Source organism: Pedobacter sp. MC2016-05 (assembly GCF_026239735.1).
GTDB lineage: Bacteria > Bacteroidota > Bacteroidia > Sphingobacteriales > Sphingobacteriaceae > Pedobacter.
On sequence record NZ_JAPIVT010000028.1, the window covers coordinates 25,698 to 49,527 of the forward strand.

General features: G+C 40.7%; 21 protein-coding genes. 10 read left to right on the forward strand and 11 right to left on the reverse strand.

Annotated elements, in window-relative coordinates; genetic code table 11:
* Nucleotides 1-3: 3 nt before the first annotated feature.
* Complete coding sequence (locus OQZ33_RS22690) at nt 4-741, reverse strand: ImuA family protein (RefSeq protein WP_265801794.1); 738 nt, start codon at nt 739-741, stop codon at nt 4-6.
* 716 nt (nt 742-1,457) lie between these two features.
* Here OQZ33_RS22690 and OQZ33_RS22695 point away from each other — a divergent pair.
* The gene (locus tag OQZ33_RS22695; protein ID WP_265801795.1) at nt 1,458-2,273 is read left to right on the forward strand and encodes an SDR family oxidoreductase; all 816 of its coding nucleotides are present in this window, start codon (nt 1,458-1,460) and stop codon (nt 2,271-2,273) included.
* Nucleotides 2,274-2,345: 72 nt separating this feature from the next.
* Nucleotides 2,346-3,263, forward strand: coding sequence for a helix-turn-helix domain-containing protein (locus OQZ33_RS22700; protein WP_265801796.1), 918 nt, complete (start codon nt 2,346-2,348; stop codon nt 3,261-3,263).
* Between the two features lie 573 nt (nt 3,264-3,836).
* On the opposite strand, the gene OQZ33_RS22705 is transcribed toward OQZ33_RS22700, so the two are convergent.
* The 4 genes from OQZ33_RS22705 to OQZ33_RS22720 form a co-directional block, all read right to left on the reverse strand.
* On the reverse strand, nt 3,837-4,595 hold the full coding sequence (locus OQZ33_RS22705) for an SDR family NAD(P)-dependent oxidoreductase (RefSeq protein WP_265801797.1): 759 nt from the start codon (nt 4,593-4,595) through the stop codon (nt 3,837-3,839).
* A gap of 14 nt (nt 4,596-4,609) precedes the next feature.
* Nucleotides 4,610-5,362: an SDR family NAD(P)-dependent oxidoreductase gene (locus OQZ33_RS22710; protein WP_265801798.1), complete on the reverse strand. Its 753-nt coding sequence runs from the start codon at nt 5,360-5,362 to the stop codon at nt 4,610-4,612.
* Nucleotides 5,363-5,454: 92 nt separating this feature from the next.
* Entirely contained in the window at nt 5,455-6,045 is a 591-nt protein-coding gene (locus tag OQZ33_RS22715; RefSeq protein ID WP_265801799.1) for a Crp/Fnr family transcriptional regulator, read from the reverse strand.
* A gap of 590 nt (nt 6,046-6,635) precedes the next feature.
* Nucleotides 6,636-6,914 carry a helix-turn-helix domain-containing protein gene (locus OQZ33_RS22720; RefSeq protein WP_265801800.1) on the reverse strand — a complete coding sequence of 93 codons (279 nt, stop codon included), beginning with the start codon at nt 6,912-6,914 and terminating at the stop codon, nt 6,636-6,638.
* Between the two features lie 354 nt (nt 6,915-7,268).
* Here OQZ33_RS22720 and OQZ33_RS22725 point away from each other — a divergent pair, with 354 nt between their 5' ends.
* Nucleotides 7,269-8,417, forward strand: coding sequence for a hypothetical protein (locus OQZ33_RS22725; RefSeq protein ID WP_265801801.1), 1,149 nt, complete (start codon nt 7,269-7,271; stop codon nt 8,415-8,417).
* A 645-nt stretch (nt 8,418-9,062) separates the two neighbouring features.
* Here OQZ33_RS22725 and OQZ33_RS22730 read toward each other — a convergent pair.
* A complete protein-coding gene (locus OQZ33_RS22730) occupies nt 9,063-9,572 on the reverse strand; it encodes a hypothetical protein (RefSeq protein ID WP_265801802.1) in 510 nt (169 codons plus the stop codon).
* A gap of 791 nt (nt 9,573-10,363) precedes the next feature.
* Between OQZ33_RS22730 and OQZ33_RS22735 the strand changes: the two genes are divergently transcribed.
* The 3 genes from OQZ33_RS22735 to OQZ33_RS22745 are packed head-to-tail and all read left to right on the forward strand — an operon-like array spanning nt 10,364 to nt 16,098.
* Nucleotides 10,364-13,333: a SusC/RagA family TonB-linked outer membrane protein gene (locus OQZ33_RS22735; protein WP_265801803.1), complete on the forward strand. Its 2,970-nt coding sequence runs from the start codon at nt 10,364-10,366 to the stop codon at nt 13,331-13,333.
* Nucleotides 13,334-13,348: 15 nt separating this feature from the next.
* Nucleotides 13,349-14,764, forward strand: coding sequence for a RagB/SusD family nutrient uptake outer membrane protein (locus tag OQZ33_RS22740; RefSeq protein WP_265801804.1), 1,416 nt, complete (start codon nt 13,349-13,351; stop codon nt 14,762-14,764).
* Between the two features lie 5 nt (nt 14,765-14,769).
* Nucleotides 14,770-16,098 carry a TlpA family protein disulfide reductase gene (locus tag OQZ33_RS22745; RefSeq protein ID WP_265801805.1) on the forward strand — a complete coding sequence of 443 codons (1,329 nt, stop codon included), beginning with the start codon at nt 14,770-14,772 and terminating at the stop codon, nt 16,096-16,098.
* Between the two features lie 179 nt (nt 16,099-16,277).
* Here the strand turns inward: OQZ33_RS22745 and OQZ33_RS22750 are convergent, their stop codons facing one another.
* The 5 genes from OQZ33_RS22750 to OQZ33_RS22770 form a co-directional block, all read right to left on the reverse strand.
* A complete protein-coding gene (locus OQZ33_RS22750) occupies nt 16,278-16,541 on the reverse strand; it encodes a hypothetical protein (RefSeq protein WP_265801806.1) in 264 nt (87 codons plus the stop codon).
* 568 nt (nt 16,542-17,109) lie between these two features.
* Nucleotides 17,110-17,568, reverse strand: coding sequence for a MauE/DoxX family redox-associated membrane protein (locus tag OQZ33_RS22755; protein ID WP_265801807.1), 459 nt, complete (start codon nt 17,566-17,568; stop codon nt 17,110-17,112).
* 20 nt (nt 17,569-17,588) lie between these two features.
* Nucleotides 17,589-18,062 carry a protein kinase domain-containing protein gene (locus OQZ33_RS22760; protein ID WP_265801808.1) on the reverse strand — a complete coding sequence of 158 codons (474 nt, stop codon included), beginning with the start codon at nt 18,060-18,062 and terminating at the stop codon, nt 17,589-17,591.
* Complete coding sequence (locus OQZ33_RS22765) at nt 18,053-18,895, reverse strand: hypothetical protein (RefSeq protein WP_265801809.1); 843 nt, start codon at nt 18,893-18,895, stop codon at nt 18,053-18,055. The genes OQZ33_RS22760 and OQZ33_RS22765 overlap by 10 nt, the downstream gene beginning before the upstream one ends.
* A 131-nt stretch (nt 18,896-19,026) precedes the next feature.
* Entirely contained in the window at nt 19,027-19,632 is a 606-nt protein-coding gene (locus OQZ33_RS22770; RefSeq protein WP_265801810.1) for a hypothetical protein, read from the reverse strand.
* A gap of 299 nt (nt 19,633-19,931) precedes the next feature.
* Here OQZ33_RS22770 and OQZ33_RS22775 point away from each other — a divergent pair, with 299 nt between their 5' ends.
* From OQZ33_RS22775 to OQZ33_RS22790, 4 genes are all read left to right on the forward strand, one after another.
* Nucleotides 19,932-20,480 (forward strand): hypothetical protein, encoded by a 549-nt coding sequence (locus OQZ33_RS22775; RefSeq protein ID WP_265801811.1) that lies wholly within the window; start codon nt 19,932-19,934, stop codon nt 20,478-20,480.
* Nucleotides 20,481-20,718: 238 nt separating this feature from the next.
* Nucleotides 20,719-20,976: a helix-turn-helix domain-containing protein gene (locus OQZ33_RS22780; protein ID WP_265801812.1), complete on the forward strand. Its 258-nt coding sequence runs from the start codon at nt 20,719-20,721 to the stop codon at nt 20,974-20,976.
* A gap of 431 nt (nt 20,977-21,407) precedes the next feature.
* A complete protein-coding gene (locus OQZ33_RS22785) occupies nt 21,408-22,148 on the forward strand; it encodes a LytR/AlgR family response regulator transcription factor (RefSeq protein ID WP_265801813.1) in 741 nt (246 codons plus the stop codon).
* A gap of 244 nt (nt 22,149-22,392) precedes the next feature.
* On the forward strand, nt 22,393-23,478 hold the full coding sequence (locus tag OQZ33_RS22790; protein ID WP_265801814.1) for a sensor histidine kinase: 1,086 nt from the start codon (nt 22,393-22,395) through the stop codon (nt 23,476-23,478).
* Nucleotides 23,479-23,830 lie beyond the last annotated feature (352 nt).

A 23,830-nucleotide genomic window follows, 5' to 3' on the forward strand; every position in this document is an offset into this window, starting at 1 on the left:
TATCTACCCAATTTGCCTGCGCTCCAGATCAGACCAAATCGTTTGCTTATTCAATTTCTTGACTTCCTTAAATTTTTCTCCTGCCCACTCCAGCACAAAACTTCCAGGGTTGCCATTGCGCACCTTAAGCAGCTCTACCTGCCAGCGGGGAAATCCCAGCCCTGGCATTCCATCATGGCTTTCACTTGGCAACGGACTGATTTTCCATCTTGCGGTAGCTACCGTGCTTGCTGCTTTATTCCCGTCTTTGCGTAAGATAAATCCCGTAACCCCGCTGGACTCTACGGCAAGCTGCAACCTGCGCGATTCGATAAGGCTGACCTTATTTAATTCTGCTACCACCGCAGCGAGCCCTTCGCATTTAAGCGCTTCTTCTGCAATCCATAGCACATCCCTTTCGCTCTGCACATCTATAAAGATGATGCGCTCGGGCTCTACGTTGAATAGGCTAAGCGAGGCTGGGAATAATCTGCGTGAGGTACTAACCCACACGCATGCCGCACCGTTTTCCATTAGTACTGCCAGCAGGCCAGCAATAAATCCGTCGCTTGCCGCGGCATCTTCGGGGGCTATGGTTATAAATTCGTGGATGGCTTTTTTGGGGAATACACCGCCGGGAAAAGAATCTTCGATTCCACCAAGGCCTATGCGTTCAGCCTTGCCCGAGGATGTGGACTTAAAGCCCTGCCACAACAGGATATCCTGTTGCAGCTTTTGAAACAACTCCTTTTTAGCATCCATGATTGAAACAATTTAAATACTATTATTTTTAGTAACAAAAATTAAACAACAAACATAAAGCTAAAATTATTAGTAAATAGTGAAATGTGGAAAAGATTGTGTTTTTGGTGGATAAGTTGATCGCCGAGGCAAGTTTTGATTTCCATGAAAATCGAACTGATTATGTCAAAAAAATCGCCATATCAAGATGGAAATTACATATACCTCTGAAGAAAAAACATCAACATCCCTGAACAGGAAAAATAAATAGAATGAAAATTCACACTTTGGACACCACGAGTATCTTTCAGGAGTCCTTAAAGATAATCCCACGAGTTGAAACTACAAAAGTTGCATTTTCATATGTATAATTCATAACCATCCAGACCTGATCTTGGATATTAAAGGATTTTGTGGTACCAAGATCAGTATCCACCAAAACACCAGTAAATGCTATTTGCTTAAATTCGACATTTTCTTTGCGGCCTCAGATTAGCCTCCCTTCGATTGGATAGGATTTGGAATAGGTCTCCAGCAGCTTTTCCTGGTGTAGCTTATTTTAAAATGCGCTCATGTAGTTTCCAAATGAAACTCAGGCGCCAGAAGTATCTATTTTACGGCTATCCTTTTCACTTTTGGCACAAAGTTCAGCAAAAACAATACAAATTTCCTCAATTCGTCTTATCTGCCATCACTTCGTTAATTCGACCTTTATATTATAATTTAAAATCAAAAAAATGAGAAGGACAATCTTAATAACAGGAGCAAGCAGTGGGTTAGGAAAAGAGACAGCAAAACTATTTCAGCAGAAAGGCTGGAACGTTATTGCCACCATGCGTAAACCAGAGAGTGAAACTGAATTAAATCTCCTGGAAAATGTTATGGTAGCCAGGCTGGACGTCTTGGATTTAAATTCTATTGAAACCGCGGTAAATAAGGGGATCGAAACATTTGGAAAGATTGATGTACTACTTAATAATGCGGGTTATGGTGCCTATGGTCCTTTAGAATCTTTTTCTAGAGAGAAAATCATCCGTCAGTTTGATACAAATGTGATTGGCCTTTTAGATGTTACCAAAGCATTGTTACCACATTTTCGTGGAAATAGAAGCGGCACGATTATTAATATTTCTTCTATTGGAGGCAAAATGGCGTTTCCCTTGGGAGCGCTGTACCACGGAACCAAATTTGCTGTGGAAGGTATTTCTGAATCCCTGAAATACGAAGTTTCAGAATTTGGAGGTAAAGTAAAGATTATTGAGCCAGGTGCTATTACTACTGACTTTACGGGGCGTTCCCTTGATTTTAGCAACAATGAATCTTACACAGAATACCAACCCTTTATCGAAAAAATCATGTCAGCAATGCAGTTCTTGTTTCAACATGCTTCATCCGCAAGTGTTGTTGCTAATGTAATTTACCAAGCAGCCACCGATGATACTGCGCAATTGAGATACATAGCAGGCGAAGATGCGGAATTTATGATCGGAAATCTTAAGCAGAGTGACGATGAAACTTTTGAGGCAGGAATAAAAGCCCAATTTGGAATTTAATCCCTTTAACCCGATTACTGGAGCCATTGCATTGTAATGGTTTCAATAATCAGCATATTTACAAAAAAACCTATGATGAGGAGTAAAATTATTCATTTACAAACGATCTCAGAGATGTTTTTACTCTTCGGGCTGGCTCACGATATCCATCATCCTTTAGTTGGTGTGGTAGACTTTAGCAAAGTGGATCAGCAGATAGACTGTGAAATAAAATTGTCTGCAGATTATTACTCCATTATGTTTAAGAGCTACCCTGATAATAAAATCAAGTATGGGCGAAAAATCATTGATTTTCAGGACGGTAGTCTAATCTGCATGGCACCCAATCAGATTATCGAAATTGACAATAATGAGCAAGCGTCCGAAAACATAATGGGTTGGGGATTATTTTTTCATCCTGATCTAATCCGGGCAACGTCCTTAAATGATAAAATGAAGGAATACAGCTTTTTTTCCTATCAAACTTCGGAAGCACTTCATTTCTCCGAAAAGGAAAAACGTGTTTTATATGACTGCGTATCCAAAATTAACACTGAACTGGAAGAAAACATAGACGTGCATAGCCAAAGTATAATAGTTTCCACAATCGAATTATTGCTCAATTATTGCAGCCGTTTTTACGGGCGGCAATTTATAACAAGGAGGAGTTCCAATAATTCAGTGCTCGTTCAGTTTGAGAAAATTCTCACCAATTATTACTCGCAGGAAAATAAGCAGGAAAAGGGCTTGCCTACTGTGAAATATTTATCCGAACAGGTGAATTTATCACCTGGATATTTAAGTGACTTACTTAAAAAAGAAACTGGTAAAAATACTCAGGACCATATTCATCTATATTTAATTGAGGAAGCTAAAAACAAGCTGATAGGTACAAATAAATCTGTTAGTGAGATCGCATATGAGTTAGGCTTTGACTATCCTCAATACTTTAATAAACTTTTCAAGCAAAAAACAGGGCAAACTCCTGTCGAGTACAGGAATATGAATTGACGCCAAAAAATAAAAGAGAAATGATATGTTAAAAAGTAAGTATCTGGACTACTATATGAATAAGCTATATTTTAACGTAAATAATTTACTGGAATAGCCAATAGAATTGTTATCACGAATGCGGGTTTTCATAGGATGAGAAAATTCAATTCAGTTATTGTCTCAAAAAGCGAACAATTTTTATTACAAAAGAGAACTCTGGAAACAACTCTCATCATCATTTAAATTAATAGTGCTCACTCAAAGATTATGAGTCTTCTAGCCTAACCGCCCTTATATGAGGTAAAATGTGCTTTTCTGACTTACAGAAGCAATTTACGAACTATTTTTGAAACTGCAAAATTTTGCTCCGTTACGTATTTGTTACGGTTTTATTTAAAGTCTATTGCATTGAACTTTCTGAATTTGTTATGCCATTTCACTTTGAGCTACGCTATAGAACCACAGCAAAGGCCACAGAGTGTGATCTGTGGCCTTGACTTAAAGTGGCTATTGCTGATTTATTTCGGCAGGTTTTGATGAACCCACAGTCATTAATGATTCCGTCTAATGTCTTAATTTTTTGGCTGCCATTTAAAAACCATACATACCGCCTGAAACTGATATTTGCTCACCAGTAATCCAGGCTGCATCATCAGATGCGAGAAACACTGCGGCTTTCGCAATATCCCCGGGCTGGCCTCTTCGGCCAAGTGGTGTATTGGCAATAAACATTTTTTCATAATCACTCCCCTTGGTTACACCCGCACTGGTTGCTCCTTCTGTTTCTGTAGCACCAGGCAAAATAGAATTGATCCGAACTTTTTTTGCACCCAGTTCTTTTGACAAAGCGATGGTGAACGCATCTAGTGCGGCCTTAGTTGAAGAATATAATGAGGCATTCGGTAATGGATACTTGCTTGCACCCGAACTGATATTAATTATGTTGCCTCCCTCATCACCGAAAAGCTTCAATGCTGCCTGGATAGTTAATACAGGTCCTAATACATTCACATTAAAACTTTGGTGAAATGCCTCTACCGAAATCTGCTCAATAGGTGCATAGCCTTGAGATACTGCATTGTTAACTAAAACATCTAATGTTCCGTAAGCTTTTTCCGTTTCTTCAAACAGCCTGATCACATCAGCTTCTTTAGATACATCTGCTTGCACGGCCATGGCTGTGCCACCATTATCCATTATGGTTTTCACCACTTTTTCTGCGTCTTCTTTACTCGATGCATAATTCACTACAACTTTTGCACCTTCTGCAGCAAAATGTTTGGCTATAGCTGCACCTATTCCTTTTGAAGCACCGGTAACAACCGCAACTTTATTTTTTAATCTTTCCATTTCGAATTATTTTTTTACTTAGATAAATAAGTCATGCCACCATCAACAAGGAGTTCGGCACCCAACATGAATGAAGAGTCATCAGAGGCCAGGAATACCGCTGTTTTACCGATATCAGATGGTTGTCCTATTCTGCCAATCGGCATTACACTGGCAAAGTGTGTTTTCAAAGCTTCAATTTGTTCCGCAGGTACGAATTTGTCAAATGCTGGCGTATCAGTTGTTCCCGGTGTAATTACGTTTACTCTTATTTTTCTATCTGTAAGGTCATTTGAAAACGCTTTTGCCAGAAAGATCACAGCCGCTTTTGCGGCACCATAAAGCCCAAATGAAGGGTAGGCACGATGTGCTGCATTTGATCCGATCAGAATAACAGAACCTCCATCATTCATATACGGCAGCGCTTTTTGCAGAGTGAAGTAAACACTCTTTAAGTTCAGGTCTATGGCTTTGTCAAAGTCGGCTTCGGTCGTATCTGCCACGGTTCCGGTAGTTCCGGCACCAGCGTTTGCTACAACCACGTCTATCTTACCAAATTTCTCAGCGGTTTCTTTAAATACGCGCTCCAGATCGGCCAGGTTGGTTACATCTGCATTGATGGCTATAAAATCATCACCGAGCTGTACCGCAGCATTAGCTAGGGTTTCCTTGTTTCTGCCAACAATGGTTCCAACTGCGTCTTCATTTTTAAATGCTTCCGCAATACCAAATCCAATACCGCTATTACCCCCTGTGATTACGGCGACTTTATTTTTTAACTTATTCATGATTTTTGCGATTTAATTAATACCCAAAGATGCAGCCTCATAAGGGGCTGGATCTTGACTTTAGTCATTAAATGCACATGATAAAAATCAATTTATTTTAAGGCGTTCTTCCTTATCCTGCTTAAAGTCTCGGGGGATAATCCCAGGTAAGATGCAATCATGTTTTGTGGAAACCGCTGTAAAAAGTGTGGATATTCATTAACCAATTCCTGGAAACGCTCTTCCCCTGATTGGCTTATAGCAGACTGCATCCTTTTCTGTGCTGCAATGGTGTAATTTTGATTAATAATGTTCTGCATTGCTGCAAAAGCTGGAATAGGCTTTATAAACTCATCCACAAGCGCATTCGTTATCTGAAGAAGTTCCATGTCCTCCAGTGCCTGGATATTAAACCGACTTGGTGTTAATTGGTAAAAGCTTTCAAAGTCGTTCAGCCACCAATTCTCGACACTTAATTTTAGAATATGTTCGTGCCCTTTTTCATCAACTGTAAACGTTCTAGCCGAGCCTTTTACAATAAACCCTGTATACTTACATACATCTCCTTCTTGTAAAAAATATTGTCGCTTTTTTAGTTTCTTTGACTTGAAGTGCCTAATAAAAACTTGTTTCTCGTCAGCTGAAAGTACCTTGCCAGAAAGTCTCTCAACATAATCAAAAAGCGGTGTAAAATCGGACATCATATAAATACCTATAGAAAATGAGATCAAAAATAGCCTTTTTTGATCTCATTTCTATAGCCTTCTGTCAGGTGTTAAACAGTACCCCGAAAAATTCACTTTTGAAAACTTGAAACATCGAACCCCTAAAGTGAGTTTCTTGCCCGCTCTTATCTTCTAGATTAACAGCAATTTACGGAATAAAAAAGAAGGCAAACGAACGTTTTACAGTACTTGCCAGTTGTGGCTCCCGAGACTGTGTACTTTTCTGAAATTTGCTTGATGATTTGAAGAGAATTGCAAAGATTGGGGAAAGATCCTTTAGAATAATCTAATCATTTCAAAATAACAGCAAAAAAAGATTCTAAGTCTTCTAGTCTCAAGCACTCTCATATCCACAAATACGTATCTATCGAGTTATTTCACAAAATTTCGTAGCATTGAGAATTTACTTCATCACCTATATATTACGGTTTACATTTTCATTAAAATCAAATTTTTAATTCAGTTATTAGTTTAAATGTTTGATACAGCTTATTCTGTTGAACCGTTTCAAAAAACGAAAATTATAGGAAACTCATCGAATATGCTAGTAACTGAGACATTATCATAAATCAAACTCTTCCCCTCCTTTTACTTTCCTTAAATTCCGATAAAAGGTCACTCTTATAAAACTTATCTCCTCCGGGAAGCTTCATAGGCTTTAGCCTACCCTGTCTAACCATGCGTTTATAAGTACTCTCACTAATCCCAAGGTAATCCATAACCTCCTGTCGGTTCATTTGTGGATCCTCATCAAAAGCAAGGTTACCGTGGTATTTACTGTTGTAAACCAGTACCAAAATCTGATATATCTTAGATAAGATATCCAGAAGAGCATCAATCTTATTCATGAATCAAAGATTTAAATGTTAACATTTAAGCTTAATTCGTTCCCATATATTCTTTAAGCGGAACATGCCACAATGCAGTCAATCAGACCTCCGTCAAACAACAACACTGTAAAGGCAACAGAAGCATCCATTACTGCAAATAAAATATATTAATCTACACCAGTCAAGTGGCTGCAGGGTTGCTAAAACAAGCAACCCTTAAGTTCAATCTGAAAAGGAATACACCAAGCCGCAGCTGCAACAAAAATTTCTTCGCACAAATCATCCTTTCGCCACGGAAAAAAACCAATTGGCCAAGGAGAAGAAAAAAGGAAATCACTTAATTTTATCTTAAGTGAGCAAAAAGGATTGAAAATGAATTACGAACTCCTGCATTTTATGCACATTTTGGAAGCAACAGTTGCTGAAAAAAATCCAAAAAATATCAATAAAGAAGAACTGAAAATTGAAATCAGGCAGGAATCACTGAGAATTATCAGCGTATTAAAAAACGCAGTCTGCCATCTTAAGCCTCAAAGAGCCAAACATTACATTGCCCAACATCAGCACTCACTAGAGGTACTTTTGCAAGAAACTCAAATCATCACAGCAAATGAGTCCACAAATGAAAAGGAGAATACTCCTGGATTAATTCAAATAACTACCCTGGGAATAATCAATATCCTTCAGGATATCAAACGCTACTTCCCTGAATATTTTAACTATGAAAGCTTTCTCCCAGAAAAACAATGGCAAACAGAAATTGAAAATCTCAATAAGCAAACTAACGAGCTCATTGAAACACTAACTACGCAACAGAACGGCAAAGAAATCATCAAATTCTTGGAAAGCTTACTAAAATCAGCCTTCCAGCCGGATAAACCACTTACCTACAAACAGCTCAGTTACTGGCAAATTGTTCTAAAAGAGCTTTGCTGCAAATTGAAGCAGCAGAACGAAAAGAGCACTATCTTAGAGCTCATATCGACCCTGATTTCCCTCAATCTAAACCACAAAGACTTTTTTCAATTCTGTTGCAACTATATCAACACGGAATTACAAACCTGCGAAGAAATGTCAGCCCAGCACAAAACGCTATCACTGATCAGAAAAAGCATTCTACAAATTTATCCTCTTACAAATACCCACTACGATCCGGGCCTCATTCCCATCAAGCAGTCCCTACTAAAATTCGTAACGTCTGAAATGCAATACCTGCAGTCCATGGAACACATTGCAAACGACCTCTATCAACATAGCCTGTTGGACAGCAAATATAAAGTAACCTTCACCGTAAAGCAACTCGCAATATTCATTCACCTGCAAGTAACCGCAAAAATCATCATGCCAGGTAGCCCAAAAATACTTCATGAATACATCGCCAAACATTACAGCACCAGCGAAACCAGCCGCATCTCGGTAAAGAGTTTCAAAAACGCCTACTATAGTGCCTCCACAGAAGACCTTGAAAAAGTAATCGACAAAATCGTCACCATGCTGGCCATCGCCCAGGAAAAACTTTGATTCTCCAGAAATAGTGGAAAGCGTATTGACAAACCACTTAGGGATTTTGAATCTAATGCTTAGTAAAACGGTGTGATCGGTTAAAATAGAACCAATATCAGATCCTTCATTTATAGTATCATTAAATGTAGAATCCTTTACAGGAAGCGGCGAAGAACCGCCCAAAATACATAGACTAACTGCAAACGGGAAATTTCCCACTCCAAAAACGACCAATTTTCCGTATAATCAGACTGAACATGATTCTAAATTTGGAAAGACATCCAAGGCAGGTTATTGCTTTTTAAAAGTAAATTTTTCCTCAGAAATTATTTATCATAAAAATCAAAGACAATGTACAATTCATGTTCTTATCGTGTATGGCAGCCCTGCTGCTGATTTCGGTCCTGTTTTTAATCTTGGGCGAATACACCATTTCTACAATACCGGATATATATATATATCCATTTGTATGATTATATTTATATTCTTTTGCTAGAGTCAGATTAATAACTGGCTGCTATCGTTTAAAACCATTATAAAAGCATCCACTCTCGACAAAGTCAGTAGCACATTACTACCTGTTGCTAAATACAGCGTTTGATTGGATATTCCACTCTAAAATTTGCGCCTAACAATCACTTTAAGAGCCTATAGTCAAATGGGTCAGCTCCAAAAAACATCAACCATCCTTATTCCTTTTGTCCCACTAGATTTTACAATCTCTTTTTTTGTAGTTTTTAAATGGCCTTTTTTAACAGCATACCTTAATCCTTTCGAAAGTTCTTCACTGGAAAATTCTTTCTTGTAAACCTCTCTACTGTGAATTCTTATTTCAGAAACAGAACGTTTATCTTCCATGAATTCAGAGGGTATGAGCACATTAACTAAGAAGAAGTCAATACTTTGCTCATTTCTTTTACTAATAAAATACTCTAAGTTATTACTATATTTTCTTCTAAAATCTATCAACTTATCACTCTCAAGCAAAGAAGGTAGTGGTCTATTAAGATTAAAAATAACTCCGGAATCAAAATTTAAAATAGCCCCAATTTGATTTGCAAATGAATTGCTTAGCGGACGTGAACCGTTGACAACTCCATAAATGTGAGATTCTGATTTCCCTACTAATTGAGAGAAACCCGAAACTTCCAAATCACAAAGTTTTAGGATCATTTTAAATCTCTTTGCTAATAATGAACTGTACTCCTTATTTCCATAATCGATCATGAATAAAATAAATCATACAGTTATGCTATAAATTATCATTTTTTCACTACTTTTGAATTACAAACAGGTATTAATAAGAGTCTTGCAGTTACAGAATCTCACGCCGTTGATGCAGGACAGCAGATTAATCCCATATCTATATGTAGTTGTGCTATATTTGTACATCGAAATAGATGTGGGGCTGCTGTAATTCCATTTCAACCTAAGGCGTGAGAACTTTAATGTAGCAATGGTAGGTAGCCCCACATGTATTATTGTCAGGGTGCTCACAAGACTCGTATCCATACGAGCAATGAGAAAACAAAGAATCAACCGGAACAGCAACCAATCACTCCAAAATGAGCGAGTAAGTCGCCCTACATTCTTCTTTTCCATACTTGATTTTCAACACTTATTAACCCTTACTCTATCGTCCTGTCCCTTTGATCGGCTCTATGCCCTCAAACCGAAAAACCCTGTATAGCAATTCGGCAAAGCCTGCCTGTATTTAAAAAATAGGTTCTTTAATTAATGGTTAAAGGCAGGCTTTCCCTCTCCTACTAAATTTCAACTATCACGCTCAAAACAACTCCAAATGAGAAATAGAAATAACAAATCCTTCATCCTCATTATTTGCCCACCTGAATAAAATTCAGCATCAGCTATAGGCGTACCTAACAACAATACTTAAGCTTAGGTCTACCTAACCCTCTATCCGACGATCGCCGGTAATTCCTATTCATCAAACAAACAACCACATGAAAAAAATAATCATATTTCTTGTGCTGGCCACGCTTTGCCTTTTTACAACCCTCCAGTCACAAGGCCAGATCACGGTGACCGGACAGGTCAGATCCCAAAGCAATGGGCAGCCGTTAGCAGGTGCCACCGTATCCATATCTGGAACTACTCTTAGCATCACTACTGCCGAGAACGGCACATTCACCATCCGGCAGGTGCCACCGCAAGGCACACTGCAAATCTCCTACACGGGATACCTTACAGCCATAAGGCCTTTCAGCGCAGTAAAAAACAAGCTTCATATTACTCTTGAAGATAAGGACAACGCCCTAGAGGAAGTAAAGATAAATGCAGGATATTACAGTGTCAAAGACAAGGAGCGAACAGGAACAATTGTTAAAATAGACGCAAAAACAATCGCCAATCAACCCGTAAGCAATCCCCTTGCCGCACTGCAGGGCCGAGTGGCAGGATTAATCATCACCCAAAGAAACGGACTGCCAGGCTCAGACTTCAACGTACAGTTAAGGGGACGAAGCTCTATCCAATCGGGAACCTCACCACTTTACCTGATTGACGGCATACCTTTTCCATCCGAAACACTTGCCCAGAATAGCGCCATTTTCGCAAACAGTCCACTCAACACCATCAACCCCGCGGATATAGAAAGCATTGAAATCCTCAAAGATGCCGATGCAACCGCAATTTATGGTTCGAGGGGTGCAAACGGTGTGATATTGATCACAACGAAGAAAGGAAAAGAAGGTGGTATCGCCGCTGATTTCCGCCTATCCGGAGGTATTGGATCAGTGACCAAAACACTGGAACTCATGAACACCCAGGAATACCTACAAATGAGACGTGAAGCATTTGTAAATGACAAAGTCAGCCCCACTAATGCCAACGCCCCTGATCTTTTATTGTGGGACAACAACCGTTACCAGAACTTCCCCGAACTATTGACCGGCGGAACATCGAAAACCCAAAATGCCCAATTGAGACTGTCCGGAGGAAACAACTCCACGACCTACGCTTTTAGCGCAAATTACTATAGAGAGACGACAGTTTTCCCGGGTGATAACGGCCTTGCCAGAAAAGACGCGTCGATAAATCTCAATCATCGCTCTCCAAATAAAAAATTTAGTTTCAATCTTTCCGGCAGCTACGGAATATCGCAAAACAATCTGTATGCCACTGACCTTACCGGATCCGTAACCACAGTTCCCAATGCGCCTACCGTATACGATGGAGACGAGAAACTAGTCTGGGTAGATCAGGGTGTTTCCTTCGCTAATCCATTTGCCGGGCTGTTACGTACAAATAGTTTTAAGGGTAGCCGGTTTAATGGAAATTTTGTTATGGGCTATCAGTTCATCAAAGGACTGGAATTCAAAATTTCAACAGGTATTAATACCAATAACATCAACCAGACTAGTTTGACACCAATTGCCGCACAAAATCCAGCGAGTTCACCTACCGGATTTGCAAGCTTTGCAGATAACCTGGTTGAGAATTTTTCGGTAGAACCACAAGTCAACTATACCCTTAAGACCAAATCCTCTGGAGAGATCAGCTTTCTTGTTGGAAGCACCTTTCAGGGGACAAGTTCCCGCGGAACATTTACCTCTGCTTCGGGCTACACCAATGACCTTTTGATTGGCTCGATTGCAGGAGCCCTGACTAAAGACCCAACGAATACCGTTTCAGAATATCGGTATCAGGCATTTTTTGGACGCGTGAACTACAACCTCCACTCCAAATACCTAATTAACCTCACAGGCAGAAGGGATGGATCCTCGAGGTTCGGACCTGGCCGGCAGTTTGCAAATTTTGGCGCAATAGGTGCTGCGTGGGTATTCTCTCAAGAAGAATTTATTAAGGAAAAACTTGGTTTTCTAAGCTTTGGAAAAATTCGGGGAAGTTACGGCATCACCGGCAACGATCAGATTAACAACTATCAGTATCTGGACAGCTACCTGCCTACCACGGCCTACGGGGGACAATCAGGTCTTTTCTCCACCAGGTTGTTCAATGAGAATTACGGATGGGAAAATAACATCAAGCTTGAGGGCAATCTGGAGTTGGGTTTTATTAATGACCGGCTTCGAATGAATGTAGGATGGTTTAGAAACATCAGCGATAACCAACTCGTGTCATATTCTTTACCCGGACAAACCGGTTTTTCTTCTGTGCTACAAAATCTTGATGCCAAAATAGAAAACCAGGGATTTGAATTTGAGGTCAATACGGTTAATTTTAGGACAAACCAGTTTAACTGGTCAACATCCGCAAATCTAACGATTGCCAGAAATAAGCTGCTGGCTTTCCCTGGTCTGGCTGCCTCCAGTTATGCAACAACCTATTTCATTGGCCTGCCGCTTAATACAGTCCAGGGTTATCAATACACTGGGATCAGCCCGCAGACTGGGGCGTATCAGTTTCAGGATTCCAACGGGGATGGCCTAATCACCATAGCTGACTATCAAAAACTAGGCACATCGGACCCAAGCTTTTATGGAGGAATTTCCAACACCTTCCAATACAAGGGACTTAGCTTGGATGTTTTTTTCCAGTTCTGCAAACAAAAAGGAACAGATCCGGTATACGGCAGTGCCGCACTTGTTGGAAGCCGGGTAAATGTGCTAAAAGTCCTCATAGACCGTTGGACACCGGAAAATCCAGATGCACAATACCAGGCCTATTCACAGGCAAGTAGTGGACCTATCAATACTTCAAGGCTATTGATCCGGACTTCAAGCGCATCTTTTGCGGACGCATCATTCATCAGATTAAAAAACCTCGCCATCTCCTACAGCCTTCCTTATCAGCTGATCAGCAAGATCAAAATTAAATCAGCGAAAATATTCCTTCAGGGACAAAACCTCTGGACAATTAGTCCATATAAGATCACTGATCCAGAAAGCCAAAGTATTACAGCCCTTCCCCCTTTGAGGATGGGTACAATAGGAATTCAATTAATGCTATAATCTATACTATTTAATATGAAAAATTTGATTCGCCAACGAATACTATTGCTCGCCACCTTTCTGGTGACTATAGTGTTAATGTCCTCGTGCCAAAAATTTGTAGAAATTCCCGCACCAGTTGGACAGCTATCTTCAGTTAACACATTTGAAAACGATGCCACGGCCAGCTCAGCAATTACCGGAATTTACAGCCGGTTAAGCGAGAGTCCGATTATCCAAAGCATTACCCCTCTTAACGGACTTTATGCCGATGAGATCATCAATTTTACCGATAGCTATCAAAGTGAATTTGCCATCAGCCAGCTTTCCCTTAACAGCTCTCCGGCCATCAATGCCAATTTATGGAACTCAGGATATCAGTTCATCTATCAGGCGAATGCCGCCATCGATCAGCTTTTCCTCAGTCAATCAGTTTCCCCAGAACTGAAATTGCATTTAAGCGCAGAGGCTAGATTCATCCGGGCTTATATATACCTAAGTTTAGTAAACCTTTTTGGGGATGTTCCGCTGATCACCTCAGGCAATTATCAAATCAATATGAGTAAGGCCCGCAGCCCCCATCAAGAAGTGATCGGATTTATTGTCGCTGATCTTGAGTTTGCCATTACACATCTCCCCGAACAGCCAGCAGTAGAAAAAATTCGGGCGGACCGCTATTCAGCTATGGCCCTTCTGGCACGCATACAGCTATATCAGAAAAACTACGAAACGGCCAGACAGCTTTCAAATACAGTCATCGAAAGTAAAAAATATAGTCTGGTTACTGATCCCTCCAGAGTTTTCCTTCGAAACAGCAGTGAAGCCATTTTTCAACTTTATCCCACCAAGGTAAACCAAAATACTCCAGATGGACTGACCTTCCTTCCTGCCAGCAGTACTGAAGTACCAAAATATTTGCTGACAGTAGATTTGCTTAATGCCTTTGAACCGGGCGATCTCAGAAAAACAAGCTGGACAATGACAAGAAGCTATCTGGGACAAAACTTGACATATCCGGCCAAATACAAAGTACTCAACACCTCAGCCTTGAGCGAATACCTGGTTCTGTTAAGGCTAAGCGAACAATATCTGATCAGGGCTGAAGCAAATATCAATCTTGGGAATGTGACATCCGGCATCAGCGATATAAACCTGATCAGAAAAAGAGCCAGACAGGCTCCTAGTCCGCTGGTGAAAGACCCAATACCTGAACTCTCTCTTCAGCTGGATAGAGAAAGTGCATTACTTGCTTTAGAAAAAGAACGAAGGATTGAACTCATGTTGGAAAACGGGCACAGATGGTTTGACCTCCGAAGAACAAGCAGAGCAAATACAGTTTTGCAACAACTCAAACCCGCTACCTGGAAAACCAATGCAACGGTATGGCCGATACCAATTGAGCAAATCAGGTTAAACCCATTTCTAACACAAAACGCAGGCTATTTCAATTAATCATCATGAAAAATACATTCTTTCCCATAATTTTCCTGGTCCTGTTAGGTAGCCAGGTGAGCGCCCAGAAGCAGCAATTTAAACGCCTGGAGATTGGCGATACGATACCAGAGCTCCAGTTGGAATATTCCAGCGATGGAAAAAAGCAAAGCATCAATACCCGGGAATGGAGAGGCAAGCTCATCATACTGGATTTCTGGAACATCTGGTGCACCAGCTGCATTGCAGCCATGCCTGAAATGTCACGTTTGCAACAGCGATTTCCAGCTTCCCTTCGTTTGTTTCCAGTTACCAATAACAGCCAGAAACAAATTGATGAGCAGTTCCAAAAGATCGCAAAAAGATCCGGCGGAGAACAAAATCATACCGGTGTACCGGATAATTTAGCGTCTATTGTTGGCGATACCGTCCTTCACCAGTTGTTTCCACATCGTTCAGTTCCTCACCATGTCTGGATTGATCAGGACGGCAAGGTCAAATACATTTCAGATGGCCAGAACTCAACTACGGAAAACGTAGAGTCTTTTCTGCAACATAAGGAAATTAAACTGACATTGAAAAAGGATACGGGCACTTTCGATATGCAGGCACCATTGTACCGCGAAGGCGGCGGAAGGCAACTATCCAACCTCCAGTACTATTCCATGATCTACAGGGAAGCCGGAGAATGGTCAAACAGAAATATAGTTCAGCAGCATGATACCGCAAATTTTGTTTACAGGTTCAGGATGATCAATAGTACGCTACTCGAGCTTGCCAGACAAACTACTATAACAAAATACAAAACCAAGTTTTTCGCTAAAAACAGATTAGTGCTTGATGTGGCAGACTCAAGCAAATTCTACTGGCCAAAGGACAAAAATGAAAAATCGGCCTGGAGAGAAAAAAATCTTTACTGCTATGACTTGGCGGCACCACTTTCCAGAGCGGAGGAAAGAAATGAGATCATGCTTTCAGACCTTAACCAATTGCTGCCCTACTCATTTGCCATAGAAATCCGAAAAGTGAAATGCCTGGCATTGGTAAAATCAAAAAAAACCAGGATAATTCCCTCGACCCAGCGCAACACCCCAAAAGCATATTATACTGAAGGAGGCGAATTTATCATGGAAAATGGGACAATAGATGATCTAATTACTCAGGGGCTGTCTGCACTGAATGCAGGAATCGAAACACCTATTGAGGATGCTACAGGGTATGGGCGCAGGTTAGATATCAGATTGACGGAAGTAAAAAACCTTAACCAGATAAAAAAAGAACTGAATATGCACGGATTCGATCTAGTTGAAAAGGAAATGAATGCAGAAATGCTTGTGATAGCAGACCATGAATGATCTCATTTAAGTAAAAAAACCTTAACCTAAAACGTAGCTTTCAAAACAAAAACACTTTTCAGTTCAGCCTTTCTAGTCGGTTTGATTTTAAATTTTCAGAAACGGGGTTATGATAAACAAATTCTCATCATGACATAATAAAAAGTGGCTGTCCAAGTACCAAGGACAGCCACTTCCATTTAATTTTTATTGTGAGACTCTGTTTGAGAATTCACGATAGGTTGATTTGGATTTGCCGGATTTGGCTCGGCCAAGATCGCGCAAAGTGTCTCACCACCACTACATTCATCCGGGAATGATGTGGTCGCGGTGTAGCTTCCAGGTAACGTCTCATCGCCTCCTTCATATCTGTACCATTGAGGTACGTTTTTACCGTTACCACTTTTTAATTGTGAAGCGTAAGTGGCAACGCTTCCGCCCACAGCCACTATGGCTACAAGCATTCCAAAAAACATTTTTTTCATGATTTTTTTAATTTGGTATTATGTTTAAGTATGCCATATTTATTTCAAAAGGCTACGGCTTCACCTGCTTCCTTGCAAGAATATCTTTACATTGTGACCAGTCAGCCATGAAGTGGAATGGCTACAGCTGGTTCTTAATTATTATTTAGTGAAAAAACGATCATAAAGGGTTATCTATTTATCCCCCTATTCATAATAAATAGTCTATGTTATAGTGTTAAATAAGGCTTCTCCTGATCATCCAGACTAGGCTCAGCCAGAATTGCGCATACATTTTAGCCACCAGCACAATGTGGAGCCGTAAGGATCGCCCCATAATTTAAGGGGTCCTGTGGATCGCCTCCAGTATATTCGAACCATTTTGGAACTGCAACAATATCACTCGCAAAAGTATTGCGTCAGACAAAAATGCACCGCCTATTGCCAGAAAAACAATCACCGTTTTAAATATTAACTTCTTCATCATTTTTGAGATTTTGATTTTTATCAAAAAGGCCACAGTTCTTTATACAGGCCATGACATTGCCTGCTTTACTGCTAGCTATATCTACTGCTTCATCCGCCTATCAGCCATAATCCCAGCCACCGCCAGCAAAATAAACCCCACATTGAAAGCCACATGCTGAGGCCAGGTCATTCCCGAAATCACCCCGCCACAGCTGCAAGGCAGCTTACTTCGAAGCATCACATGATAGCCCAAATAGAACGTAAAAAGCATCATCAGTCCAAGCGACATCCACAATCCTTTGATCCGGCCCCCCGGAATAACCAGCAGCACACCAAACAATACCTCCAGAAAAATCACCAGCATCGCAATTGCCTGATGCCACGCGCCAATCAGCGGGAGATCACTTAACACCTTCAAAAATGCACTATAGGTAATCAGCTTACTAAAAGCGGTATAGAAAAAAAGCAGAATGTAACTATAAACCGCGAGGTCCACAATCAGTCCCATCCATTTAAGGGAGCTGTTTTTTTGCGGACTGTTCTGAAATTTCGTATCCATGTGATTCAATCTTAAGTATTTTATCTTGCAATATTGTTTGCCAAATCAAACCAGAACTTACCCACCATCACTTTCATGTCAATCACCTCTGGCCGGCGCGCCGGATCGCTGTTCATTCCCCGCGCGATCATTTTAGCGACCGCCTGGTCATTTGTTTTTTTCATGATAAAGGCCCTGATCGTCCTTTTTTCTCTTGGTGTTACTTCCCTTGGTTTCAGACCGGTAAAAAAAACGACCATTAACGCCGATAAACCATAAATATCTTCCTTCACCGTCGGCCTTTTACCGAGGTTTTGTTCCGGCGAGATAAAGCCCGGTGTTCCAAAGCCAAATGGAGGCAACGGATATTCATTCTTCAGATCAAAGGCCAGTTCCCAGTCAATCAGATACACATCCCTCTTTTTATCCACTAGAAAATTTGCAGTACTCAGGTCACGGTGCACCAGCCCATTTTCATGTACCTTTCCAACCATCTCCAATACCTTCAAGGCCAAGAAAGAAGCTTTAATTTTTCATCAACCTTTAATCCCAACCAATCCCTGCCTCGGTAAACTTTTTCAATCAACTTACCTAGAGGCTCCCCATTGATGCACTCGGTGATGAGATAAGTGTTGCCATCCGCCTGGAAACAATCAATGATCTTGGGTACAGCAATGACATCTGATAACCGCTTGGAAACCACTACCTGCCATTTGAGTCTATCGGCCATATCCTGCCCGGCAGCATCTGAGATCATAAAAGCTTTTCCCTCTTTAACAATGCACCACCTTGGCATCAGGAATCTGGAGAGATACAAAGCTTGCAGCACTTCCCCTTTGGGATCATTTTTCAGCGAAGAAACCAGAATATACTTTCCACTAAGTATCTGCGTCCTGTGTTTATGACGCTTGAGCTCTACAGGGGTCGGATCCAAATAGATATTTTTTGACATGCACTTTTTCCCAGGGACTAAAGGGCCATCAAATTTCGAAACAAGCGGAGCTATAAGCGCTATTCGGCTTTCCAGGTTTTGCCCAACCTGGATCATTAACACCTTACCCACATGCTGTACCCCGGCAACTCCGTTAAGTATCCTACCCGCTGATTGCGCATCCTTTACTACCGCAAAAGCAAAACCCAAATCCGCAAGCATCGGAACTAAACGTTCCAACAGCAAGGGAATTTGGCTCACCACTACCGAGACATACATCCGATGATTGGAAGCATCCCCCATTTGCCCGCAAACCAGATAATAACCATCCTCCTTCCAGTCCAGTCTGTTTTCCAACAGAAACCGGCTATAGTCAGCATTCGAAATGGAGCTTGATAATGATGGTGCTAATTGCATACTTAATGATTTAGATTCCTAAGTCCGCTCCTTAAAGGAGTACAGAATCAAATTTCGGGATCAAGTGCATAACATGGGCTCCTAAAAAGTACATCACAACACGTTAATTTTCAGATACTTAATAATGAGTATTAGAATCTGCCTTCTCTGTACAATTTCATACGCACATTTCGAAGCGTCTGCTCCCCGATCAGCAGGTAAGAAGAGATATCCAGATCCAGTAATAATCTGTGCAATAAAAATTCAGGATAAGTCGCATAAAAATCCAGGATCACCTTATCCGCTTTTTCACTCAATCCCAAAAGCCGGACGTGCTCTCTTTGCGAATAATCTGAGATAATGAGCATCGCCAATAGCCCCGCATCCTCAAAATAACGGAGCGCATACATCATCTCTGCATGATCCAGCAAGATCACATAGGTGCCGGGCAAAGCAATGACTTCCACAGCCGTGGGGCTTTGATGAATAAAGCTCCTGTTGAGCAAAATGGAACCGGCAGGTAATACCTGCAACAGTTGCCGGTGTCCACGCGAATTAAAACCATACGCTAAAAGAAATCCTGAAGAGACATATGCCAAATCGCTGATTACAGAACGATAAGGGAAAAGAACTTTACGGCTCGCAAAAAAGGACGCACGCATGTTCTCGAGTAAAAACGCATGAAGTTCCTCCGGCTGATCTTTATAAGTGCACAGAAGTTTGTAAAATCTACGGACCGGTTCCTGGATATCCTTCATTATCGCAAGCATTAATAGTTGACATTTTCTTTCCTATGTTGTGGAATACCAGCCGATTATAACGCTCCGGAATCAATAACAAGATAAAACGTGCCCAAATGGTGTTTTCCCGTGGCGAAAGGCAGCATTACACAAAGAACTGAAAATGAATGCCCTATGAAATTCACAGGCAATACCCCATCAGATCCGCGCATTCCATCCCTGACCCCAAAAAATATGTAGGGGTGGCAAAGGGTTGCTAAACCAGCAACTTGACAAGCCTTCGAAAGCCGCTTACTTTGCTTAAAAAAAATATCAACATGGAAAAAGAACACTACACCCAGGCTCTATCCCGCCATCACGAATTACCGATTGGCTTTAGAAACTATTTAGCGATCGCCCTGGAAGAATTTCAGTTCGAGGAAGACCGAACAATGGGGTCGCAGCAGCTTACAACACTTTATCTCTCCTATATCCATAATGGACTAGCTATGCTTTATGCGGAAAATTTAAAAAGTCAAGCACTAATGGTTGTTGATTTTTACGGAGAGGGAGATTTTCTGCCCGCAATCCCAATATCAGACGGGGAAACTCATCAGCTAAAAATATTATTTCTCGAAACAACCACCCTGCTTGCCCTAAATGAAAGGCATTATACCTTTCTCCCAAAGATATTCATTTCCACCAGTTTGCTTTATCAAAAGATTGGTGCGCTAACCATCGCTCATCAGCTTAAAAAAGAATTGATCGGCAGAATAAAGCCAGCGAACAAACGTCTGGCAGCATTGCAGCAATGGCGGCCACAGCTCAAAGGCCGAATCCCAGAAAATTACCTCAAAAACTATCTAAATATGCGAATTGATAAATAAAGCCAGACCAAATGAGCATGATTATTCCCCAACAGAAAGTGGGTATAAATGATCTTAGAATCCAGAAGGCAAAACAGGGCAGGCCTGGTTAATAATAGCCTAAATCATTGAACACCTGCCTAAAGGCACCTGCCCTTGTTTGATCAGTAAACTTATCTAAAAAAAATCAAAATGTCAAGCAATTACGTGACACCTTCAAATGAATAAAATTTGACATTGGACGACTCAAAAGTTATCCATGATCAGTGAGAAAGAAAAGGAAATTCTGAAAAAATTCGGAGCGCATTTAAAGAAACTTAAAGAAGCCAGAAACCTTTCTTACCGACAATTTTATGCACAAAGCGGGGTCAATACAGGAGATATTATCAAATACGAAAAAGGAGAAACCGCCCCGGATCTAATCACCATTAAACGTCTTGCCGTGGGGCTAAAAGTCCATCCCAGTGAATTGAATAATTTTGACTATGGAATTGACTTTGAAGCAGGTCTGGAGTAATTAAGCATGGCTGCTCACCACTAATGAAGATAAACTTGTACTGTTGTGAATTGTTTATTCCCAGAAAAGTAAACTTATTACACTCACAAAAATAGTAAGTTAATGCTGGAAACCATCTAAATCTACTTTTTCTTCCCCATCCGTTCTCGAAGCTGCGAAACCCGCAAACTAAAAAGATTATGAAGCATCATTTCACACTGGACATCAAAATTACGTCATAGGGAGATTGCGCTCCGCTAGCTGCGACTACGAAATGCTCAATCCACTTACCAGGACCAGTCTCAAAACCCATCTCATTTATCTTTGGATTAAAATCCTAATCATACTTATATATCAGTAAAAAAAGGCATTTAACCTATCAATTTCATTACATTAAAAACCCTTTTAGGAATATTTCAATATCTTGGGATTAACCTAAATCATTGAACCTTATGAAAAAACCTATCCCAATCATTATTGTGGATGATGAAAACGGTGCGATCAATACCCTCACCGACTACATATCCGAACTGCCCAATCTTGGGCTCCAGAAAACATTTACCAAACCACTTGTAGCACTGGCTGAACTCTCCAGAGAAAAAATACCACACTTAATTTATATGGATATCGATATGCCGGGAATGTCCGGAATAACCCTTGCCAACAGCTTGAAAGCCACACCGCACCACGTGATCTTTACCACCTCACACCCGGATTATGCAATTAAAGCCTTTGATTTAAGGGCCCGGCATTACCTATTAAAACCTTTCGATCTTTCAGAATTTGCCGATAAAACTACTGTGGTAGTAAACGAATTTTTTCAACCGCACCATTTAGATAACGAAACCGACGATGCATTCCTGCTCAGAAAAAAACAGGACAGCAAACGTCTTATCAAAGTTTTAAAAAGAAACATCATCTATATCCAGGGCGCCAATAATCATATCCACTTTTTCACCACTCATGGTGATTACTCGGTATACATGACATTTAAAGAAATTACCGAACGTCTAGTCCGCGACCCAAATTTTTTCATGGTTCAGCGATCTTATATCATCAACCGAGAGCAACTCGACGAAGTAGAGGGGAACACTTTATACCTAAAAGAATATCAGGTTCCTATGTCCCCCAACTATAGCCAATCATTCATGAACTGGTACAATCATGTGCACTTGAAGACGTGCCGGAAATAGTCCCTACTTTTTGCTCAGATCACCATTATGTGTGGTGGTGATCAGGGTTAATGTAGTAGTTGTGGGATCAGTCGTTCGAGAATCCCGCTGCGCTACAGAGCGGAAGATAAACACAGTTTTCTTGCTCAATTTAGATGTATAATTTGCTTTCATATCGGAAAACTAGCCGCATAGACCATCTGAAAAGAGCCTCCGTGGCCAAGCGTGCCATTCCCGTGGAGAAAGCTTTAGAACAACAATTAATATGAAAACCTTTATCAGAAGATACCGCTGGCATCCTTTACTTTGGATATTGTTTGCAGCCTACGAAATTATCTCACTCTATACCGTACATGGGATAATGGCAAACATGGAAAATTATGTTGTGCATTATTTTATAAATATATCCCTGGCCTATGTCCTCTCGAGTTGGATACTTCCCTACAGTGTTGGAGGAAATAATCGTAGAATTTTTGTATTATGCATCTCGCTGGCATTCTTAATGATGCTTTTTCTAATGGCGAGCAACTTTGCTGACCGGCTTCTCGATTTTATCAGCGACGCAGACTTTTTTGGAACTAGCGGGCTGGATGAGATCTTTATAGCGGTTACGATCTGGCGGGGAATACATTTTATGGGAATCGGCTTTACAATTTTTCTCTTCGAAAACCGAATCAACATGCTGAAACAAAGCGCAGATATGCAAAAAAAGGCATCAGAATCAGAAATGCAAAAGTCTAATCTGGCCCTAGAACTCGCCAATGCCCGAAATGCATATCTTCAGGCGCAGATCAATCCTCATTTTATGCTTAGCAGCCTGAGTTATATTTATGACAATACACGAAAATTAGCACCCAGCATCTCAGAAACTGTCCGATATCTTTCCAAACTCCTCAGATATGCCTTATCCAGTGAGCGGGGACCGAAAAAAATCGACATAAATATTGAAATTGAACAGGTGGAGAACCTGATAAGAATTACCCAGCTTAAAAAAACAGACTCTTATATCCTTTTCCATTGTAAACCTGAATGTAGACGCGCTAAGCTTATTCCCTTTGTACTGCTATCGCTTGTTGAAAACATGCTCAAACATGGAGACCTGAGCAATCAGGAAGAGCCTGGCACCATCAAGATTTTCAAAAGCGAGGCAGCATTAATCATCGAAACCACAAATAGAAAAAGCGATGGAGTCAATGACACCGGTCTCCATACCGGGCTAAGCAATATCCGCCAACGCCTGATTAATATCTACGGAGATCACGGTGTTATACAATATGTAACTTCGGGCGAAGCCTTTCGCACTAGGGTGAGCCTGCCTTTTGAAGAATGTCTTTCACAGGATGGTGAGTGATCGGTATTGGCAAAAAGCTTTTTAGAAAAACTTCCAAAGACTCCAACATAATATGGTAGCTACGGATTACATCTTATTATATTTTCAATAATAGTAAATCAACCTCTGTCTCCAGGTCAAACTGCCCCAATTTGGCTGTTGGATGATGTACATTGATTAAATTAAATTGGCCTATTGTAGTATCCTACCTCTTCTGTAACTTATTCTGCTATGTGTTATTCCTTTAATTTTTTCAAAAATTTTGAAAGACGAAAAGGAATCCGATTTACAGCGATGGAAGCATTACTTCCCTCCACAAGTTTTGGTATTGAACCGACTTTAACCCTATAGTCGATTGCCATGCCCGGCGCAC

Excerpts from the sequence above, each read along its gene's own strand:
- OQZ33_RS22755 (WP_265801807.1), bottom strand. The coding sequence starts at position 17,568 with ATGGATACGAAATTTCAGAACAGTCCGCAAAAAAACAGCTCCCTTAAA.
- OQZ33_RS22705 (WP_265801797.1), bottom strand. The coding sequence starts at position 4,595 with ATGGAAAGATTAAAAAATAAAGTTGCGGTTGTTACCGGTGCTTCAAAA.
- OQZ33_RS22790 (WP_265801814.1), top strand. The coding sequence starts at position 22,393 with ATGAAAACCTTTATCAGAAGATACCGCTGGCATCCTTTACTTTGGATA.
- OQZ33_RS22715 (WP_265801799.1), bottom strand. The coding sequence starts at position 6,045 with ATGATGTCCGATTTTACACCGCTTTTTGATTATGTTGAGAGACTTTCT.
- OQZ33_RS22725 (WP_265801801.1), top strand. The coding sequence starts at position 7,269 with ATGAATTACGAACTCCTGCATTTTATGCACATTTTGGAAGCAACAGTT.
- OQZ33_RS22710 (WP_265801798.1), bottom strand. The coding sequence starts at position 5,362 with ATGAATAAGTTAAAAAATAAAGTCGCCGTAATCACAGGGGGTAATAGC.
- OQZ33_RS22720 (WP_265801800.1), bottom strand. The coding sequence starts at position 6,914 with ATGAATAAGATTGATGCTCTTCTGGATATCTTATCTAAGATATATCAG.
- OQZ33_RS22750 (WP_265801806.1), bottom strand. The coding sequence starts at position 16,541 with ATGCTTGTAGCCATAGTGGCTGTGGGCGGAAGCGTTGCCACTTACGCT.
- OQZ33_RS22745 (WP_265801805.1), top strand. The coding sequence starts at position 14,770 with ATGAAAAATACATTCTTTCCCATAATTTTCCTGGTCCTGTTAGGTAGC.
- OQZ33_RS22735 (WP_265801803.1), top strand. The coding sequence starts at position 10,364 with ATGAAAAAAATAATCATATTTCTTGTGCTGGCCACGCTTTGCCTTTTT.
- OQZ33_RS22695 (WP_265801795.1), top strand. The coding sequence starts at position 1,458 with ATGAGAAGGACAATCTTAATAACAGGAGCAAGCAGTGGGTTAGGAAAA.
- OQZ33_RS22770 (WP_265801810.1), bottom strand. The coding sequence starts at position 19,632 with ATGAAGGATATCCAGGAACCGGTCCGTAGATTTTACAAACTTCTGTGC.
- OQZ33_RS22765 (WP_265801809.1), bottom strand. The coding sequence starts at position 18,895 with ATGCAATTAGCACCATCATTATCAAGCTCCATTTCGAATGCTGACTAT.
- OQZ33_RS22740 (WP_265801804.1), top strand. The coding sequence starts at position 13,349 with ATGAAAAATTTGATTCGCCAACGAATACTATTGCTCGCCACCTTTCTG.
- OQZ33_RS22700 (WP_265801796.1), top strand. The coding sequence starts at position 2,346 with ATGATGAGGAGTAAAATTATTCATTTACAAACGATCTCAGAGATGTTT.
- OQZ33_RS22730 (WP_265801802.1), bottom strand. The coding sequence starts at position 9,572 with ATGATCCTAAAACTTTGTGATTTGGAAGTTTCGGGTTTCTCTCAATTA.
- OQZ33_RS22690 (WP_265801794.1), bottom strand. The coding sequence starts at position 741 with ATGGATGCTAAAAAGGAGTTGTTTCAAAAGCTGCAACAGGATATCCTG.
- OQZ33_RS22775 (WP_265801811.1), top strand. The coding sequence starts at position 19,932 with ATGGAAAAAGAACACTACACCCAGGCTCTATCCCGCCATCACGAATTA.
- OQZ33_RS22780 (WP_265801812.1), top strand. The coding sequence starts at position 20,719 with ATGATCAGTGAGAAAGAAAAGGAAATTCTGAAAAAATTCGGAGCGCAT.
- OQZ33_RS22785 (WP_265801813.1), top strand. The coding sequence starts at position 21,408 with ATGAAAAAACCTATCCCAATCATTATTGTGGATGATGAAAACGGTGCG.